At 73.4% G+C, this 17981-nt stretch carries 19 protein-coding genes; 6 read left to right on the top strand and 13 right to left on the bottom strand.

The window, feature by feature from the left end:
• Nucleotides 1-33: 33 nt before the first annotated feature.
• A complete protein-coding gene (locus tag ACZ6O2_RS06660; RefSeq protein ID WP_466022237.1) occupies nucleotides 34-1167 on the top strand; it encodes a Fic family protein in 1134 nt (377 codons plus the stop codon).
• Nucleotides 1168-1204: 37 nt separating this feature from the next.
• On the opposite strand, the gene paaE is transcribed toward ACZ6O2_RS06660, so the two are convergent.
• The 5 genes from paaE to paaA all read right to left on the bottom strand — a co-directional run bounded on the left by paaE (nucleotide 1205) and on the right by paaA (nucleotide 4970).
• Nucleotides 1205-2314: a 1,2-phenylacetyl-CoA epoxidase subunit PaaE gene (gene paaE, locus ACZ6O2_RS06655; protein ID WP_466022236.1), complete on the bottom strand. Its 1110-nt coding sequence runs from the start codon at nucleotides 2312-2314 to the stop codon at nucleotides 1205-1207.
• On the bottom strand, nucleotides 2311-2787 hold the full coding sequence (paaD, locus tag ACZ6O2_RS06650; RefSeq protein WP_350701897.1) for a 1,2-phenylacetyl-CoA epoxidase subunit PaaD: 477 nt from the start codon (nucleotides 2785-2787) through the stop codon (nucleotides 2311-2313). The genes paaE and paaD overlap by 4 nt, the downstream gene beginning before the upstream one ends.
• Complete coding sequence (paaC, locus tag ACZ6O2_RS06645) at nucleotides 2784-3509, bottom strand: 1,2-phenylacetyl-CoA epoxidase subunit PaaC (protein WP_466022235.1); 726 nt, start codon at nucleotides 3507-3509, stop codon at nucleotides 2784-2786. Before paaC ends, paaD begins: the two co-directional genes overlap by 4 nt.
• A 76-nt stretch (nucleotides 3510-3585) precedes the next feature.
• A complete protein-coding gene (gene paaB, locus ACZ6O2_RS06640) occupies nucleotides 3586-3906 on the bottom strand; it encodes a 1,2-phenylacetyl-CoA epoxidase subunit PaaB (RefSeq protein ID WP_350701900.1) in 321 nt (106 codons plus the stop codon).
• Nucleotides 3903-4970: a 1,2-phenylacetyl-CoA epoxidase subunit PaaA gene (paaA, locus tag ACZ6O2_RS06635; RefSeq protein WP_466022234.1), complete on the bottom strand. Its 1068-nt coding sequence runs from the start codon at nucleotides 4968-4970 to the stop codon at nucleotides 3903-3905. The genes paaB and paaA overlap by 4 nt, the downstream gene beginning before the upstream one ends.
• Before the next feature lie 360 nt (nucleotides 4971-5330).
• Here paaA and ACZ6O2_RS06630 point away from each other — a divergent pair, with 360 nt between their 5' ends.
• The gene (locus ACZ6O2_RS06630) at nucleotides 5331-6287 is read left to right on the top strand and encodes a hypothetical protein (protein ID WP_466022233.1); all 957 of its coding nucleotides are present in this window, start codon (nucleotides 5331-5333) and stop codon (nucleotides 6285-6287) included.
• Nucleotides 6287-7240, top strand: a complete 954-nt coding sequence (locus tag ACZ6O2_RS06625) for a serine hydrolase (protein WP_466022232.1) — start codon at nucleotides 6287-6289, stop codon at nucleotides 7238-7240. Before ACZ6O2_RS06630 ends, ACZ6O2_RS06625 begins: the two co-directional genes overlap by 1 nt.
• 38 nt (nucleotides 7241-7278) lie before the next feature.
• Here ACZ6O2_RS06625 and ACZ6O2_RS06620 read toward each other — a convergent pair whose 3' ends face one another.
• Genes ACZ6O2_RS06620 through ACZ6O2_RS06610 form a run of 3 tightly spaced genes read right to left on the bottom strand, consistent with a single transcriptional unit; the run spans nucleotide 7279 to nucleotide 10108 of the window.
• Nucleotides 7279-8130, bottom strand: coding sequence for a menaquinone biosynthetic enzyme MqnA/MqnD family protein (locus ACZ6O2_RS06620; RefSeq protein ID WP_466022231.1), 852 nt, complete (start codon nucleotides 8128-8130; stop codon nucleotides 7279-7281).
• 33 nt (nucleotides 8131-8163) lie between these two features.
• Nucleotides 8164-9483: an MFS transporter gene (locus tag ACZ6O2_RS06615; RefSeq protein WP_466022230.1), complete on the bottom strand. Its 1320-nt coding sequence runs from the start codon at nucleotides 9481-9483 to the stop codon at nucleotides 8164-8166.
• Nucleotides 9484-9526: 43 nt separating this feature from the next.
• A complete protein-coding gene (locus ACZ6O2_RS06610; protein WP_350701910.1) occupies nucleotides 9527-10108 on the bottom strand; it encodes a metalloregulator ArsR/SmtB family transcription factor in 582 nt (193 codons plus the stop codon).
• 266 nt (nucleotides 10109-10374) lie between these two features.
• Here ACZ6O2_RS06610 and ACZ6O2_RS06605 point away from each other — a divergent pair, with 266 nt between their 5' ends.
• On the top strand, nucleotides 10375-12591 hold the full coding sequence (locus tag ACZ6O2_RS06605; protein WP_466022376.1) for a HelD family protein: 2217 nt from the start codon (nucleotides 10375-10377) through the stop codon (nucleotides 12589-12591).
• 18 nt (nucleotides 12592-12609) lie between these two features.
• On the opposite strand, the gene ACZ6O2_RS06600 is transcribed toward ACZ6O2_RS06605, so the two are convergent.
• Together ACZ6O2_RS06600 and ACZ6O2_RS06595 are read right to left on the bottom strand one after the other, a co-directional pair.
• Nucleotides 12610-13341, bottom strand: coding sequence for a hypothetical protein (locus ACZ6O2_RS06600; protein WP_466022229.1), 732 nt, complete (start codon nucleotides 13339-13341; stop codon nucleotides 12610-12612).
• Nucleotides 13334-13816 carry a sigma-70 family RNA polymerase sigma factor gene (locus ACZ6O2_RS06595; protein WP_466022228.1) on the bottom strand — a complete coding sequence of 161 codons (483 nt, stop codon included), beginning with the start codon at nucleotides 13814-13816 and terminating at the stop codon, nucleotides 13334-13336. Before ACZ6O2_RS06595 ends, ACZ6O2_RS06600 begins: the two co-directional genes overlap by 8 nt.
• Before the next feature lie 109 nt (nucleotides 13817-13925).
• Here ACZ6O2_RS06595 and ACZ6O2_RS06590 point away from each other — a divergent pair, with 109 nt between their 5' ends.
• Complete coding sequence (locus ACZ6O2_RS06590; RefSeq protein WP_466022227.1) at nucleotides 13926-14171, top strand: hypothetical protein; 246 nt, start codon at nucleotides 13926-13928, stop codon at nucleotides 14169-14171.
• 165 nt (nucleotides 14172-14336) lie between these two features.
• Here the strand turns inward: ACZ6O2_RS06590 and ACZ6O2_RS06585 are convergent, their stop codons facing one another.
• A complete protein-coding gene (locus ACZ6O2_RS06585) occupies nucleotides 14337-14660 on the bottom strand; it encodes a hypothetical protein (RefSeq protein WP_466022226.1) in 324 nt (107 codons plus the stop codon).
• Between the two features lie 378 nt (nucleotides 14661-15038).
• Here ACZ6O2_RS06585 and ACZ6O2_RS06580 point away from each other — a divergent pair, with 378 nt between their 5' ends.
• Nucleotides 15039-15800: a VOC family protein gene (locus ACZ6O2_RS06580; protein WP_350701919.1), complete on the top strand. Its 762-nt coding sequence runs from the start codon at nucleotides 15039-15041 to the stop codon at nucleotides 15798-15800.
• A 108-nt stretch (nucleotides 15801-15908) separates the two neighbouring features.
• Here the strand turns inward: ACZ6O2_RS06580 and ACZ6O2_RS06575 are convergent, their stop codons facing one another.
• Both ACZ6O2_RS06575 and ACZ6O2_RS06570 read right to left on the bottom strand, forming a co-directional pair.
• Entirely contained in the window at nucleotides 15909-16736 is an 828-nt protein-coding gene (locus ACZ6O2_RS06575) for an ABC transporter ATP-binding protein (protein ID WP_466022225.1), read from the bottom strand.
• A 119-nt stretch (nucleotides 16737-16855) separates the two neighbouring features.
• Nucleotides 16856-17887, bottom strand: coding sequence for a FecCD family ABC transporter permease (locus ACZ6O2_RS06570; protein ID WP_357453148.1), 1032 nt, complete (start codon nucleotides 17885-17887; stop codon nucleotides 16856-16858).
• Nucleotides 17888-17981: the final 94 nt, after the last annotated feature.

The raw sequence follows: 17981 nt of genomic DNA, 5'->3' as shown, positions 1-17981 counted from the left end.
GGCATCACCCCTGAATGATTCTATGATGTTGGCATGCTCTACTCGACACCCCTCCTGACCGATGACGACAAGCACGTCCTCAACGAATTGGAGGGGATGCGCGAGACGCTTCGCTACCAGGTTGCCGAACCGCGACGCTGGACAGGACAACTGCGTCGAACACTGATCGCGCATGCGATCCAGGGATCGAACTCGATCGAGGGCTATCAGGTCGGGCTGGACGACGCGGTGGCCGCGGTCGCCGGCGAGGAACCCATGGAAACCAGTCCGGGCACGTGGGACGTCATCACGGCCTATCGGGACGCCCTCACCTACGTGCAGCAACTCGGGCACTCATCGGAATTCACCTGGCACCACATGCTGCTCAACGCCCTGCACTTCATGATGATGCGCCACGACCTGTCGAAGTGGCCGGGCCGCTACAGACCTGGCGACATCTACGTCGACGAGGCGCACACCGGCCGTCGGGTCTACACGGGACCCGATGCCGACGAGGTGCCGGCCCTTGTCGGCGAACTGGTCGAGTGGCTCGCTCACGAGCAGTCGGACACCCCTCTCCTGGTCCGCGCATCCATGGCCCACCTGAACCTGGTCAAGATCCACCCATGGCGAGACGGCAACGGGCGTATGTCACGGTGCCTGCACACACTCGTCCTGGCCCGCGACGGAGTTCTGGCGCCCGAATTCTCCTCCATCGAGGAATGGCTCGGCGTGGGCCGCAACACCTACGCCTACTACGACGTGCTCGCTGAGGTCGGCGGCCCGATCTGGCAGCCGGAGAACGACACCGGGCCGTGGATCCGCTTCTGCCTCAGCGCCCACCACCAACAGGCCCAGTTGGTTCGGCAGCGGATCGACCAGGCCGCCCGCCTCTGGGACCTGCTCGACACCTGGGTCAGGCGGCGCAACCTGCCAGAGCGCGTGGTCAGTGCGCTCCAACTGGCGGCCACCGGCGGCAAGGTGCGCCGTACGGTCTATCAGCATGACGAGTCGCTCACAGACGACCAAGCCGTCCGCGATCTCCGTGCCCTCGTGCGGGCAGATCTGCTCGAACAGCATGGCCAGACCCGCGGCAGGTACTACGTAGCCTCGGCAGCACTGCGCGAACTCGCCGCTCCAGCACTACATCCCAGGGAAATCGTCGATCCGTACAAGCGCGCGCGGTAGGGACTCGGTCGACGTCACCGGTGAGCAGCCAGCTACCTCAGGCGTCGTAGTCGACCGTGAGCCTGTCGGTGGTCGGGCTGGACTGGCACGTGAGGACGTAGCCGGCGGCCACCTCGTCCGGCTCCAGGGCGTAGTTGCGGGCCATCGTGACCGCACCGTCGACGACCTTGGCCTTGCAGGTCGAGCAGACCCCGCCCTTGCAGGCGTACGGCAGCTCGCCGCGGACCTTCAGCGCCGCGTCCAGCACCCGCTCGTCGCGGCCCATCGTGAAGCTCGACGAGCGGCCGTCCAGCACGATCGTCACCTCGGCGCCGGCCCCCGGCTCGTCGGCCGGGCGTCGCGGCGGGGCCGGGGCCTCGTCGACGTGGAACAGCTCCGTGTGGACCGCCGGCTCCGGCACCCCGCGCCCGGTGAGCACCTCCCGGGCGTCCACCACCATGCCGTACGGGCCGCAGAGGAACCACTCCTCGATGGCGTCGCCGGGGACGATCGTGGCCAGCAGCCGGCCCAGCCGGTCGGCGTCGATCCGGCCGGAGAGCAGCGGGGACTCGCCCTGCTCGCGGGAGAGCACGTGCACCAGGTGCAGGCGGGTCGGATAGCGGTCCTTCAGGTCGGCGAGTTCCTCGGCGAACATCACCGTGTTGGCCGTGCGGTTGCCGTACACCAGGGTGAAGGTGCTGGCCGGCTCGACGGCGAGCGCCGTCGCGACCAGCGCGAGCACCGGGGTGATCCCCGAGCCGGCGACCACCGCGCCGTAGTGGCGGGCCCGGTCCGGCGCGAAGGCCGTGATGAAGTTCCCGAGCGGCGGCAGCACCTCGACCGTGTCGCCGCCCCGCAGTGCGCCGCAGGCGTACGCCGAGAACGCCCCGCCGGGGATCTCCCGCACGCCGATCCGCAGCCGGCCGTGCCGCGCCAGGTCCTCCGGAGTGGAGCAGATGGAGTACGACCGCCGCACGTCCTCCCCCGCTTCGGTGCCGCGCCGGACGGTGAGGTGCTGACCGGCGGAGAACGCGAAGGTCTCCCGCAGCTCCGGCGGCACCGCGAAGGTGATCGCCACGGCGTCGTCGGTGAGCCGGTCGACGGCGGCGACGGAGAGCGGGTGGAAGACCGGCCGGCGGCGGACCGGGCGGGTGATGGTGACAGTCACAGCGCCTTCAGGTGGTCGAAGGGTTCACGGCAGGAACGGCAGCGCCAGAGCGCCTTGCACGCGGTGGAGCCGAAGCGGCTGACCTGCTCGGTCTCCGGCGAGCCGCAGCGCGGGCAGCGGACGGCGAGGGTCAGCGGCACCACGCCGCCGGTGCCGACGGGGGCCGGCGGGGCGATGCCGGCGGCGGCCAGCTTGGCCCGGCCGGCGGCGGAGATCCAGTCGGTGCTCCACGCCGGGCTGTAGACGGTGCGCACCTCGGCGTCGGGATGGCCGGCGGCGGCCAGGGCCCGGCGGATGTCGGCGCGGATCACGTCCATCGCCGGGCAGCCCGTGTAGGTGGGGGTGATGGTCACGACGACCCGGCCGGTCGCCGGGTCCTCGTCGACCGCCCGCAGGATGCCGAGGTCGGCGATGGTGACGACCCGGATCTCCGGGTCCACCACCGCCGCGACGGCTGCCCTGGGGTCGCTCACCAGTGCGCCCCGGGGTGGGCGCGGTGCAGCACCTGCATCTCGGCGAGCAGGTAGGACAGGTGCTCGGTGTGCACCCCGTCCCGCCCGCCGGCCGGCGCCCAGCCGCCCTCCGGCCGGGTCAGCGTGGCCTCGTCGAGCACCGCGGTGACGGTGGCGTCGAAGTCGGCCCGCAGGGTGGCCGGGTCGACCGGCGCCGCCGGGTCCGCCGCGAACAGCTCGTGCGCGTACGGCCAGACCTGCTCGACGGCCGCCTGCATGCGCCGGTGCGACTCCTCGGTGCCGTCACCCAGCCGCCGCACCCACAGGGAGGCGTGGTCGAGGTGGTAGGCCGACTCCTTGCGGGCCTTGGCCCCGATCGCGGCCAGCCGCTCGTCGGCGCAGCCGGCCAGCGCGGTGTAGAGCGGGAGCTGGTACGCCGAGAGGAAGAGCAGCTTCGCCATGGTGACCGCGAAGTCGCCGTTCGGCAGCTCCACGAGGAGGCAGTTGCGGAACTCCCGGTCGTCGCGGAGGAAGGCCAGCGCGTCCTCGTCCCGGCCGGCGCCCTCCAGCTCGCCCGCGTACGACAGCAGGAGCCGGGCCGCGCCGAGCTGGTCGAGGGCGATGTTCGCCAGCGCGATGTCCTCCTCCATCTCCGGCGCCCGGGTGGTCCACTCGGCCAGCCGCTGCGCCGCGATCAGCGCGTCGTCGCCAAGGGCGAGGGTGAAGTCGAAGGGGCCGGTCACGCCGCCACCTCGCTCCGCTCGGCGGCGGCGCGACGCGCCCCGGTGCTGAGCCGAATGGTTCGCTCGCTGCGCTCGCTCACAGGTGGGCCACCCCGTCCGGCACCTCGTAGAACGTGGGGTGGCGGTAGACCTTGTCGGCCGCCGGGTCGAAGAAGGCGTCCTTCTCGTCGGGGCTGGACGCGGTGATCGCGCCCGCCGGCACCACCCAGATGGAGACGCCCTCCTGGCGGCGGGTGTAGAGGTCTCGCGCGTTGCGCAGGGCCAGCTCGGCGTCGGGGGCGTGCAGGCTGCCGACGTGGGTGTGCGACAACCCGCGCCGCGCCCGCACGAAGACCTCCCACAACGGCGACGGATCGCTCACGCCGCGCTGATCCGTTCGCTCGCTACGCTCGCTCACGCCGCCACCTTCTCCTTCTTCTCCGCCCGCTTGGCGGCGTACGCCGCGGCGGCCTCACGCACCCAGGCTCCGTCGGTGTGGGCGCGGCGGCGGTGCTCCGCCCGCTGCCGGTTGCACGGCCCGTCCCCCTTGATCACCCGCATCAGCTCGTCGTAGTCCGGCTGGGTGAAGTCGTACGACTGCCGGGACTCGTTCCAGCGCAGGCCCGGGTCGGGGATGGTCAGGCCGAGGATCTCGGCCTGCTGCACGCACATGTCCACGAAGCGCTGGCGCAGCTCGTCGTTGGAGAACCGCTTGATCTTCCAGGCCATGGACTGCGCCGAATGGGTGGAGTCGGTGTCCGGCGGGCCGAACATCGCCAGCGACGGGTACCACCAGCGGTCGACGGCGTCCTGCGCCATCGCCTTCTGCGCGGGCGTGCCGTGCGCCAGGGTGTGCAGGATCTCGTAGCCCTGCCGCTGGTGGAACGACTCCTCCTTGCAGACCCGGATCATCGCGCGGGCGTACGGCCCGTACGAGCAGCGGCAGAGCGGCACCTGGTTGACGATCGCGGCGCCGTCCACCAGCCAGCCGATAGCGCCGACGTCCGCCCAGGTCAGCGTCGGGTAGTTGAAGATCGAGCTGTACTTCTGCCGGCCGCTGAGGAGCAGCTCGACCAGCTCGTCCCGGCTGATCCCGAGGGTCTCCGCGGCGGCGTAGAGGTAGAGGCCGTGGCCGGCCTCGTCCTGGACCTTGGCCAGCAGGATCGCCTTGCGCTTGAGCGAGGGGGCCCGGCTGATCCAGTTCCCCTCCGGCTGCATGCCGATGATCTCGGAGTGCGCGTGCTGGGCGATCTGCCGGATCAGCGTCCTGCGGTACGCCTCGGGCATCCAGTCGCGCGGCTCGATCTTCTGGTCGGCGTCGATGACCTCGGCGAAGTACGCCGCGAGGTCCTCGTCGGGGCCGGGGGCACCGGCGCGCCGTCCCCGCTCGGCGGCCTCCCGCAGCGCCGCCTCCGCCGCCTCGACCTCGCCGAGCAGGCCACCGCCGAGTGCGTCCTCGGCGGAGAAGTCGTTGCCATACATGGGGTCAAGTGTTACAGCTTGCAACTCGCCGCACCAGAGGTGTGTAACAGGTTTCCGAGGACAGTTCGGGACGCGACGGCGACTCCCAGCGAGCGGCAAACTATGACTTGGATCACGCGGCGAAGACGAATTCCCCCAATAGCCGCATAGCGGCCCGATATCCCGCCTTCATGGCAAGTTGCCAGGTGTCATGTTCTGGCGTGCGGCCGATCCGCACGTAGACTTCCCCCGGTCACACCATCGGCTGCCGACTATCGCCCAGGAACACGAAGGCCACATCCCCCGGCCTCGGCGAGCCGCCGATCCGTCCGGACAACAAGCCGGTCCCCCCGGCCCTGACATCTGGAGCTCACCCAACTCATGCGATCCCGCGTGACCCTGGTGCTCGCCGTCGTGGCGGTCCTCCTCGGTGGCGGCCTGCTCGTGCCTGCCGCGTACGCCCGACTCGCCGGCGACGACGCCGCGAGCGGCGGAAGCGGCGGCGGAAGCGTGGCGGCACCGGCGCCCACCCCGCCCCCGCCGCCGACCCTGGCCGCCGGCCCGGTGTCGGTGAACTTCAAGGGCGAGTTCTTCTCGTGGGCCCTGATGGACCGGGAGACCGGCGAGATCTCCGGTGCCAAGAACATGACCTCGACCAGCTCCACCGAGTCGATGATCAAGGCCTGGTTCGCGGCCGACTACCTCCGCCAGCTCGGCGACAAGCCCGTGCCGGCCGAGCGGAAGAAGCAGATCTCCGCCGCCATCCGCAACAGCGACGACGACGCCGCCAACGCCCTCTACAGCGCGGTGGGCCGCGCCGAGACGATCAAGCGGATGACCAGCATCTGCGAGCTGACCGACACCAAGCCGGGCAACGTGCCGGGCTACGTGGGCTGGTGGAGCTTCACCCGGATGTCCCCCCGCGACGCCGTCCGGCTCGGCGACTGCATCGGTGACGGCACGGCCGCCGGCCCGAAGTGGACCAACTACCTGCTGGACGAGATGAGCAAGGTCAAGGGCACCACCGCCGCCAAGGACCAGAAGGCCCGGTCGGGCGGCGGCCGCTGGGGCATCATCGACGGGCTCCCCCAGTCGATCCTCAGCCAGGGCCCGGTCAGCATCAAGAACGGCTGGACCCCGCTGAACTACGACGGCAACTGGCACGTGAACTGCCTCGCGGTCACCGACAAGTGGAGCCTGGCGGTGATGCTGCGCTACCCGCAGAAGAGCGGGCTGGACTACGGCGCGCAGACCTGCGCCTCGGTCGCCAGCCAACTGGTGACCCCGCAGCCGGGCGCCGCCCTCAAGGTGCCGCAGCAGCCGGTCGGGAAGCTCTGATGGCCGGACAGCGCCGGGACGACCGGCGCGGCGACGCCTCCCCCGTCAAGCTGATCGCCGTCGCGGTGGTCCTGATCGGCCTGGTGCTCGTGTCCCTGCGGCTGCTGCCGGGCTCGCCGTTCGAGTCCACCGCCGTCGCCCGGTGGGGCGACCCCGCCGTGCCGACCGACCGCGGCGCGACCACGCCGGGCGACCGCAGCTCGCGGCAGTCGCCGTCGGCGTCGCCGTCGCCCAGCGCGACGCCGGAGCCGCTGCCGTTCGAGGCGAAGGACCTCGACCTGGACATCGAGGGCTGGTACTCCTGGAGCGTCCTCGACCGCCGGACCGGCGAGATCATCGGTTCGGACAACATGGACGAGACCAGCACCACCGCCTCGCTGATCAAGGCCTGGATCGTGGCCGACTACCTGCGCCGCGCCGCCGACGCCGGCCAGACGCCGAGCGACGCCAAGCTCGCCGACGCCACGAAGATCATCCGGGACAGCGACAACACCCGGGCCGAGCAGTTCTACAACACCGTCGGCCGGTCCGCCTCGATCAAGCGGCTGATCTCGCTGTGCGAGCTGACCGACAGCAAGGTCGCCGCCGACGGCGGATGGAGCCGCACGGCGCTCTCCCCCCGCGACACCGCCCGGATGGGGGCCTGCATCGCCGACGGCCGGGCCGCCGGGCCGAAGTGGACCACCTGGCTGATCAAGGAGATGCGGCTGGTCCGGGGTGCGGGCGACTTCGGCATCCGCAAGGCGTTCCCGGCCGCGGAGCGCAAGACCATCGCCATCAAGAACGGTTGGATCGACCGGACCAGGGAGCAGGAGATGCACATCAACTGCCTGGCCATCGGCGACACCTGGACGATGGGCGTGATGGTCCGCTACCCGATCGGCAAGGGCTACGAGTACGGCATGAAGAACTGCCAGAAGATCACGGAAGCCCTCCTCCGCGACTCCGTCTGACCCTCGCCGCCGATCGGGGCGGTCGCGGGCCGGCGGGGTCAGCCCGTGAAGAAGTCGGGGCCCGTGTCGGGAAGGGACGGGGCGGCGCCGAGGGCGGCGGCGCGGCGCGCGAACTCGCGCAGGCCGGCCACCTGGCGGTCGCCGAGCGAGAAGTCCAGCGCCCGGAAGTACGTCGCCAGGGTCTCCGCGTCGAACGGCTCCCAGCGCGCGCCGGCCTCGGCGACCTGGTCCAGCTCGGAGAGGCAGAGGTCCCGGGAGCGCAGGAACGCGTCGTGGACCTCCTTGACCAGACCCGGGTGGGCGGCGGCGAAGTCCCGGCGTACGGCCCACACGGCGAAGACCATCGGCAGGCCGGTCCACTCCCGCCACGCCTGCCCGAGGTCGGTGACCTTCAGCCCACGCTTCGGCGCCTCGTAGAGCGCGCGCAGCGCCACGTCGCCGATCAGCACCCCGGCGTCGGCCTCCAACAGCATCTGGGTCAGGTCCGGCGGGCAGCGGAAGTACTCGGGGTTCACCCCGTACCGCTCGCCGAGCAGGAGCTGGGCCAGGAGGACCCCGGTCCGCGAGGTCGAGCCCAGCGCCACCTTTCCGTGGTCGAGCTCGGCCAGCGGGCGGGTGGAGACGATGTTGACCGACAGCACCGGGCCGTCGCTGCCGACCGCCAGGTCGGGCAGGAGCAGCAGTTCGTCGGCGTGGCGCAGGTACTCCACGTGCGATATCGGGCCGATGTCCAGGTCACCGGCGACCAGCGCGGCGCTCAGCCGGTCCGGCGAGTCCTTGTGCAGGTCGACGTCGATCAGGGCGCCGGAGCGCATCAGCCCCCAGTAGATCGGCAGGCAGTTCAGGAACTGGATGTGCCCGACCCGGGGGCGCGCGACGTGCTCAGCCATGCCCCGACCGTATCCCCGCCATTCGCCCGGGGCTCAGCGGGTCGGCGTCGGAGTGGCCAACCCCGCATCCACCGCGACGTCGGAGGCGGGGGCGCCCGAACCGGTTCCTGTCGGGGCGGCGCCCGCGAACGGTGCACCGGCGGGCGTCCGCGCGGGGGCCGCGCGGGCCGCGCGGCGGAGGGGAACCGAGACGACGGCGACCGCCAGCAGGCCGGCCAGCCCGCAACCGGCGACCAGCGGCCGGGGATCGGCCGCCTCCAGCAGGAGGCCGCCGGCCAGGAAGCCGACCATCGCGGCGCCCTGGACCGCCGCGCCGAAGGAGGCGAAGGCGCGGCCCCGCGCCGCCTCCGGCACCCGGCGGGCCAGCAGCACGTTGTTGAAGACGTTGCTGCCGCCGTTGAAGATGCCGCCGGTCAACCAGATCGGCACCAGCAGCAGGGCCGTCGGCACGGCCGCCGAGGCCAGCACCATCGCGCAGCACCCACCGAGCAGCGCCAGGCTGGCCCGGACCAGCCTGGCGTCGCGGTCTAGCCGCCGGACCACCCGCGCGAAGAGCCACGCGCCGGCCAGGACGCCGAGCGTCCAGGCGCCGGTCACCAGCCCGTACATCGTGGTCGAGCTGCCCAGCGTCTCCCGGATGAAGAACACCTCGATCACGTTGATCGCCCCGACGGCGCCGAACACCCCGGCGACGCTGGCGACCATCGCCACCAGCAGCGGGTCGCGTCGCAGCCGCCAGGCCGGGGGCACCGCCGCGTCGCCGGCCGCCGCCGGCCCACGGCTTCCTCTGCGGGTGCGGATCAGCAGTCCGGCCGCCACCAGCGCCAGATAGCTGCCGGCGCCCACGAGCAGCGGCAGGCGCGTGCCGAACTCGCCCACCAGCAGCCCGGCCAGCGCCGGACCGGCGAGCGAGCCCAGGGTGCCGGCCGACTGGCTGAGCGCGCTGGCCCGGGGCAGGTCCTCGGCCCGCACCATCGCCGGCACCAGCGCCGAGAGCACCGGCTGGGTGACGGCGAGGCCGGTGGCGAGCAGCGCCACCAGCGCGATGACCAGAAGCGGGTGCCCGGCGTACGCGAGCGTGAGGCAGATGCCGGCCTGGGCCAGCCCCGCGGTCACCAGCAGGATTCGGCTGTCCACCCGGTCCGCGAGGCGACCGGTCAGCGGTGCGAACGCCACCAGCGGCAGGGTCGCGGCGAGCAGCAGGCCGGACACGGCGAGCCCGCCCGCCCCGGCCGACTGCAACGCCAACGTGAGCGTGCTGGCGGCGAGGAAGTCACCGCAGGTGGCCACGCCCCGGGCGGTGGTGGCGAGCCAGACGTCCGGCCAGCGCGACCGAGCAGATGTGAAGGACATACTTCGAAAATAATCCTTCACATCTGCCGGATGCAATCCCCTTTCAATCGACCGGCAACGCCTTGTAGTGCACCGAGACGGTGCGCGCCCCGGCCGGCGGGTCCACCCGCGACCGTTTGCGGTACGGCTCGAACAGGCGGTCCACCGCCTCGTTCAGCTCGCGCAGCTCCGCCGCGGTGAGCAGCAGTTGCGAGTCGGCGAGCCGGCTCGCCTCGTACCACTCGGCCGGCTCGTCGGGCGCGCGCCGCAACCAGTCGCGGCTGCGCTCCAGGTCGCGGGCCAGCCACGCCTCCACCAGCGCACGCTCGGCTGCCCGGGCCTCCGGCGCCGTCCCGCGCCCGGCGTCGACGGTCCAGCTCGGGCTGACCACCCGCCAGACTCGCTCCCGCGCGTCGCCGCGGTTCGGCGCCTGCTCCACCAGGCCCGCCTTCGCCAACTCCCGCAGGTGGTAGCTGGTGGCGCTCGGCGACAGGCCGACGATCTCCGCGCACTCCGTGGCGGTCGCGCCCGCCTCGATCGAGCTGAGGTGTTCCGTGATCGCGAGTCGGGCCGGGTGGGCCAGCGCCCGCATCACCTGCGGATCGCTGATGGTCACCCGGGGTCGCTCGGCAGGCGGCTCGGTCATCCCCCCATGATCCCGGCCGCCGGTCGTCGGCCACCACCGGCAACGGCAGGACGGTACGCCGGAGCCGGCGGCGACGACCGGTCAGCACGCCAGCGCGTGGGCGCCGGGCCCGGAGGGCGGTAATTCGGTGGAGCGGGAGCCGGTGTGCGCGTAGGCTGGCAGGCCGCTTGACGGCCAGGGGGTGAGGTGAGCACCGCATCGGACGTCCCGCGCCGGGGGCCGGCCATCCGCCCGCCGGACACGCGAGCGATCAGCAGATGACCTCGATGGGATTCAGCGTGACCGCAGTCGACCTCGACCTCGACACCGACCTCGCCGCCGAGCGCGAGCACCTCGCCACCTCCCGGGCCGCCCTGGCCCGGATGCGGGAACGCGCCGAGGCCCTCTTCGCCACCGGCGACCAGGTGGCCGGCGACGCCTACGCCGCCGAGACGCTCGGGCGCACCCTGGCCCGCCGGGTCGCCGAACTCGCCGACGACCCGACCACGCCCCTCTTCTTCGGCCGCCTCGGCTTCGGCCCGCCCACCGACGCCGCACCCGCCGCCGGCCCGGCCGCCGACGGTTGGACCGCCGACCCGTCCACCGCCGGCACGCCCGGTGGCAGCGACGACGGGGCGGGTCCCGGGCACCCCGACCACGCCGGCCGGCGCTACCACGTGGGGCGGCGGCACGTCACCGACGAGCGGGGCGAGCCGCTGGTGCTGGACTGGCGGGCACCCGTCTCCCGGTCGTTCTACCGGGCCAGCGCCCGCGACCCGCAGGGCGTGGCGGTACGACGCCGCTTCGGGTTCAGCAGCGGGACGCTCACCAGCTTCGAGGACGAGCACCTCGACCGGGGCGAGGAACTCGGCACGGCCAGCCGGATCCTGACCGCCGAGATCGAGCGGCCCCGCGTCGGGCCGATGCGCGACATCGTCGCCACCATCCAGCCGGAGCAGGACGAGCTGGTCCGGGCCGACCTGGCCGACTCGATCTGCGTGCAGGGCGCGCCGGGCACCGGAAAGACGGCGGTCGGCCTGCACCGGGCCGCCTACCTGCTCTACCTGCACCGGGAGCGGCTGCGCCGCGCGGGTGTGCTGATCGTCGGGCCGAACCGGGCCTTCCTGTCGTACATCGCGGCGGTGCTGCCGGCGCTCGGCGAGGTCGAGGTCGAGCAGGCCACGGTGGAGGACCTGGTCGCCCGGGTGCCGGTGCGGGCGGTCGACGACCCGGCGGCGGCGGCCGTCAAGCACGACGTGCGGATGGCCGAGGTGCTGCGCCGGGCGATCGACGCGCACATCGGCGAGCCGACCGAGCCGATCATGGTCTCGGACGGCTCCTACCGGTGGCGGATCGGGCTGGACCCGCTGCACCGGCTGGTCGAGGAGACCCGCCGGGAGCGGTTGCCGTACGCCACCGGGCGGGAACGCGTCCGGGCCCGGGTGGTGGCTCTGCTCCAGCGGCAGGCCGAGGCGCGGCGCGCCGAGTCGCCGAGCGACGCCTGGCTGCGCCGGATGGGCAGGTGCGCGCCGGTCGCCGCCTTCCTCGACGCGGTCTGGCCGGCGCTCACCCCGGAAGGGCTGGTGCACCGGCTGCTCACCGACGCCGAACTGCTGGCCGCCAGCGCCGACGGGTTGCTGACCGCCGACGAGCAGGCGCTGCTGCGCGGGACGCCCGACCCGGTGGCGGCAGGCGGCGCGGCGGATGCCCCGCGTCCGGCGCGCCGCGCCGCGGCAGCCGGGACGAAGCTCGGGCGCACCCCGAAGGCCACGAAGTGGACGGCGGCGGACGCGGTGTTGATCGACGAGGCGGCCGGGCTGGTCGAGCGGCCGGCCGGCTTCGGCCACGTGGTGGTCGACGAGGCACAGGACCTGTCGCCCATGCAGTGCCGGGTGATCGCCCGACGCAGCGAGCACGGGTCCATCACGCTCCTCGGCGACCTGGCCCAGGGCACCGCGCCGTGGGCCGCCGCCGACTGGCGGGAGTCCCTGCGCCACCTGGGCAAGCCGGACGCGGTGGTGGTCCCGCTGACGGTCGGCTTCCGGGTGCCCGCCGCCGTGGTCGCGTTCGCCAACCGGCTGCTGCCGGCGCTCGCCGTCGACGTGCCGCCGGCGGAGTCGCTGCGCCGCGACGGCGCGCTCGACGTGCGTACCGTCGCCGACCTGACCGCCGCGACGGTGGCCGAGGTACGCGCGGCGCTGGCGTTCGACGGCTCGGTCGCGGTGATCGCCGCCGACGACGCGGTCGACGGGCTGCGGGCCGCCCTCGCCGCCGCCGGGGTCGAGACCGCGACCGTCGACGACCCGGCCGCCGCAGCGCGCGTCACGGTGGTGCCGGCGACGCTGGTCAAGGGCCTGGAGTACGACCACGTCATCGTCGTCGAGCCGGCGGCGATCGTGGCGGCCGAGCCGCGCGGCCTGCACCGGCTCTACGTGGTGCTCACCCGGGCCGTCTCCCGCCTCGCCGTGCTGCACGCCGCGCCGCTGCCCGCGCCGCTCGCCTGACCGGCCGTCGGTCGGGCGTCAGTCCGCGTACGCCGGCACGCGCATCAGCACCGCGCCGTCGGCGCCGAGCACGGTGATCTCCGTGAACTCGACGGCGCTGGTGGTCCAACTGTCGGCCCGGACTATGTACGTCCCGTTGACCACCGGCGCCTCGACGCTGTACCCGCGGTCGGTCCGCACCCGCACGCGCGTCGCGCCCTCGGGCGCGAGCCCCTTCATCACCCTCGCGTAGCCCAGGGGCAGATCGCCCAGCCGGAGCGTGGATCCGCCGCCGGCGACGGCACAGGTGCGCGGCGGGCAGTACAGCGGGTCCTGCCCCGGGTCCATCCGGCTGCCGCTCGAAATCCTGAGGTCGTCCCCGGGACGGGCCAGGCAGAAGGCGAGATCGGTGCCGTTGACGACGATGGCGGCGCGGCGTCCGTCGGGCCACTCCACGGCGTTGACCAGCCGGTCGCCCTGGCCGCCCACCCGGCACTGGGTCAGCACGTCGGCGCGTTCCGGCTCCGCCATCGCGGTCAGCGGCCGGCCCGGCCCAGCGTCGCCGAGCAGTCGCGGCCCGACCTGCCACAACCCGACCCCGACGACCAGCACGAACGCGGTGGCCAGCGCGGTGGCCAGGATGCCCGGCCAGCCGCGTCGCGCGGGGTCCTCAGCCCGCTGGACGATCTCGCCCAGCGGGGTGACCGGCAGCCGCTCGTCGGCGAGCACCCGGTCGAAAACGTCACGGACCTGCTGCGTCGGGTCAGTCATCGAGGTGCTCCCTGAGGGCGGCGAGTCCACGGTGCAGGAGGGTCTTGACGGTGCCGGCGGGGCAGCCGAGCGTCTCGGCGATCTCCCGCTCGGGCAGGTCGAGGTAGTAGCGGAGGAACAACGCGGCGCGCTGCCGAGGCCGGATCCGGCGCAGCGCCGCCCGTACCGGCGCGGTCTCGTGCGGCACCGTGACCGGGTGCGTCGGGTCGGCGAAGGCGTGCCGCCGTTCGAGGATCCGCCGTCGTACCCAGGAGGTGCAGCGGCTGGCCACCGCCCGCCGCAGCCAACGCTCCGGTTCCCGTACCTGGGCGCGGCGGCGGTACAGGTCGACGAACGCCTCCTGCACTATGTCCTCCGCCGCGGCGGCGCTACCCGTGGTCAGGTAGGCGAACGCCACCATCCCGCGGAAGTGCCGCTCGTACGTCGTCCCGAAGACGTCGTCCGCGACGTCCGCGAGCGCTGTCCGGCCTGTCATGCCCACTCCGCTCCCGCCCGCCGTCGAAGCGGGCGACACCGTACAGGCGCACGACGGCCCGCGACGGTTTCAGCCGATGGCGGCTTCACGGGGGTGGATTGGTTCAGAGGTGGGCGTACCAGGGGTCGGTGACGCCAGCCACCCCGGACCGCTGTCGATGTGCATGCGCGTGGTCCGGGTGGTGCTGCTGACGATGGTGGCCGAGGTGGGCGCGGCGCTGGCGTTCGACGGCTCGGCCGTCGTCGAGCCGGCGGCGACCGGGCCACGCGGCCTGGGCCGGCTCTACGTGGTGCTCACCCGGGACGTCTCGCGCCTCGCCGTGCTGCACGCCCGACCGCTGCCCGCGCCATTGTGACGAACAATTTCACGCGGCATTCACCGGCGCGTCCGCGGAATGACGTAAACGGCCCAGGAAACGTGGCCAACAACTGAGAGATGCTCGACCGCGAGGAAACCCGGTCGAATGGTCGCGCCGGCCGGATTAGCCTTTCGGCAGGATCCGGCCGGCGCCATCGCCGAACTACACGTCCTTCACACAGGTCATGTAGGTGTAGCCGACGCGGTCAGGGAAGTCGATGATGATCCAGCCGTTGGCGTTGCTGACGCCACATGCCGTGTACCGGCCGCCCAAGGCGTAGGTGTTCGGGATGCAGTTGTACTGGTAGCCCTTCTGGGCCGTCGTGAAGGCGGGCGAGTCCGTGAAGGGCTCCCAGCGGATCGGCAGATTGGCCGCGATCGACTCGATCCGGCCGGTCGCGCACTGGGTGGAATAGTTGGCGCCGATGGCGGCGGCGCCGGCGCCGGACGCATTCGCGGACGCCGGTGCGGCCGGCGCGGCGAGCACCAGCCCCAGGCTGCCGACGGTCGCCAGAAGGGCCCTGGTCTTTCCGATTCTCGACATGACAGACAACCCCGTTCACTCGGTTCCGGCGCGGCCTCCCGCGCCATGACGAAGTTACCACAGCCATCGACGCATTTCTGTCCCTGAATTCATGGGCGGATGCCGTCGCGCGGCTCATCGGGAAACAATTTTGGAGAGCGAGAACCTCGCTGGTCGCGACCGTGTGGCGGACCGGAGGCGCGCCGATCCGACGGAGCGGCGCGACGAGGGTCGACGGTTCAGCTGACGTTTCGTCCGATCCGCCCCCTGGCGCGGCGGGTCGGTGCCACGATGCCGGCAGGGGCGCGCCGTCGTGGTCGCCCCCCGCCGAGAGGGGTCGACGTGAGCACCGTCCCGCCGGGCACGCCCTGCTGGGCCGACCTCGCCACCCCCGGTCTCGCCGACGCGCGGAGGTTCTACCCGGAGCTGTTCGGGTGGACGGGCCGGATCGACCCGGAGCCCGAGGCGGGCGGCTACACGGTCTTCCTGCTCGGCGGACGGGCGGTGGCGGGCGCGGGACCGCCGGCCATCCCCGACCAGGTGCCGATCTGGTCGACGTACCTGGCGACGGACGACGCCGACCTCGTGGCCGGCCGGGTCGAGCGGGCCGGCGGGCAGGTGGTGGTGCCGCCGTTCGAGGTGTTCGACCGGGGGCGGATGGCGGTCTTCACCGACCCGGCCGGGGCCGCCTTCAGCGTCTGGCAGCCGATGGCGATGCCCGGGGCCGAGGTGTTCGACACCCCGGGCGCGCTGACCTGGACCGAACTGGTCACCCCCGACCCGGACGGCGCCAAGGTCTTCTACGAGCTGGTCTTCGGCTGGCACCCGGACGACCAGCCGGCAGGCTCCGTCACCTACACCGGCTGGCGGCTCGGCGCCCGGATCGTGGCCGGCATGGTGCCGCCGCTGGGCGACGGGTTCCCGGCGGACACGCCCGCGTACTGGTCGGTGTACTTCGCGGTGGCCGACGCCGACGCGGCCGCCGCCCGCGCCGCCGAGCTGGGCGGCACGATCCTGGTCCCGCCCCAGGACGCCCCGGCGGGCCGCTTCGCCGCCCTCCGCGACCCCCACGGCGCCCTCTTCAACATCCTCACCCGCCCCTAACCCCACCCACCCACACGGGTTGATCATGAAGTTGCGGCGACACGCCGGCCGGGGCGACAACGACTTCCTGATCAACGGCAGGGGCCCGGGAGGGGAGGACGGGAGGGGTCAGGGGTGGGGGCGGACGGGGACTACCAGGGGGCCGTGGTCGCCGTCGATGACGCGGACGGTGGCGCGGTACCAGGTGGCGAGGAGCTGCTCGGTCAGCACCTCGCGCGGGGTGCCGGCGGCGACCACCCTGCCGTCGGCGAGGAGCACCATGCGGTCGGCGTACTCGCCGGCTATCGAGAGGTCGTGCATGGTGGCGAGCACGGTCAGGCCGTGCTCGCGGCGGAGCCGGTCGACCAGCTCCAGCACCTCCTGCTGGTGGCCGATGTCCAGGGCGCTGGTCGGCTCGTCCAGCAGCAGCAGGGTCGCGCCCTGGGCCAGCGCCCGGGCCAGGAAGACCCGCTGCCGCTCACCGCCGGAGAGGGTGGCCAGCTCCCGGTCCTGGAACCCGGTCAGGTCCAGCCCGTCGAGCACGTCGTACGCGGCGGCCAGGTCGGCGGCCGACTCCCGGCCCAGCGGCGGGATGTACGGGGTGCGGCCCAGCAGCACGTAGTCGAGCACCGACATGCCGGCCGGCACGACCGGAGACTGCGCCACGGTCGCCACCACCCGGGCCCGGTCGCGGCGGCGCAGCGCCTCGCTCGGCGTACCGAAGAGGGAGATGGCGCCCGGCGCGGGCAGCAGGCCGCCGACGGCGCGCAGCAGGGTCGACTTCCCGGCGCCGTTCGGGCCGATCACGGTGACCCACTCGCCCGGGGCGACGGTCAGGTCGACGCCGCCGAGGATCGGCGTGCCGTCGAGGCGGACGTGCAGGTCGCGGACCTCGACGGCGGGGACGGCGGGCCCGGTCGTCCGGTCACCGCCGTCCGCCGACTGCGGGGCGGACACAGGCACACCGCCGTCCGCCGGCTGTGGGGCGGGCACAGGCACACCGTCGTCCGCCGGCTGCGGGGCGGACACGCGCGCCCCGCCGTCCGCCGGCCGCGGCGCCGGCGCACGTCGCGCGCTCATCCGAGCACCCGCCGGGAGGTGCGCAGGACCAGGACGAAGAACGGGCCGCCGAGCAGCGCGGTGACCACGCCGATCGGCACCTCCGCCGGGGCGGCGACGGTGCGCGCGACCACGTCCGTCAGCGCCAGGAAGGCGCCGCCGAAGAGCAGCGAGAGCGGCAGGATCACCCGGTAGCTCGATCCGGCCAGCAGCCGTACGGTGTGCGGCACGATGATCCCGACGAAGCCGATCAGCCCGGAGGCGGAGACCGCGGCGGCGGTGCCGAGCGAGGCGGCGGCGATCAGCAGGTAGCGGGACCGTTGCGGGTGCAGCCCGAGGCCGGTCGCCTCGTCGTCTCCGACGGAGAGCACGTCCAACTCCCGCCGGTGCAGCAGCACCACCAGGGCGGTGAGGAGGAAGTACGGCAGCACCAGCCGGACGTCGTGCCAGCCGGCGGTGGCGAGCCGCCCGAGCAGCCAGGAGTAGACCTGCTGGATGCTGTCGGAGTTGCGTTGCAGCAGGTAGGTCTGCCCGGCGGAGAGGAACGCGGAGACGGCCACCCCGGCCAGGATCAGCGTCGCCGTGGAGCGGGCGCGCCCGCCGGACGCCCCGAGCAGGTAGGTCATCGCCACCGCGCCGAGCGCGCCGACGAAGGCGGCCAGCGGGATGGTGAGCGGCAACCCGGTGAGCGCGCCGCCCGCCCCCACCCCGAGGGTGATCACGGCGGTGACCGCCAGCCCGGCCCCGGCCGCCACCCCGAGCAGGTACGGGTCGGCCAGCGGGTTGCGGAACACGCCCTGGTAGCAGCCGCCGGCCAGGGCGAGCAGCCCGCCGACCAGCAGGCCGAGCACCACCCGGGGCAGCCGCAGTTCGGTGACGATGGCGATCTCCCGCTCGGTCAGCCCGCTGTCGATGCGGACCCCGGGGACGAGGTTGAGCAGCTCGGCCGCGACGCTGCCCGGCGGCAGGCTGACCGGGCCGAGCGACACCCCGGCGACCAGGGCGACCAGCACGGCGGCGACGCCGGCGACGAGCCAGCGCGGCCGCAGCCCGGGGGGGGGGGGGGGGGGGGGGGGGGGGGGGGGGGGGGGGGGGGGGGGGGGGGGGGGGGGGGGGGGGGGGGGGGGGGGGGGGGGGGGGGGG

The organism is Micromonospora sp. NPDC048040 (genome assembly GCF_055587185.1).
This window is presented reverse-complemented; position numbering and strand designations above follow the sequence as displayed.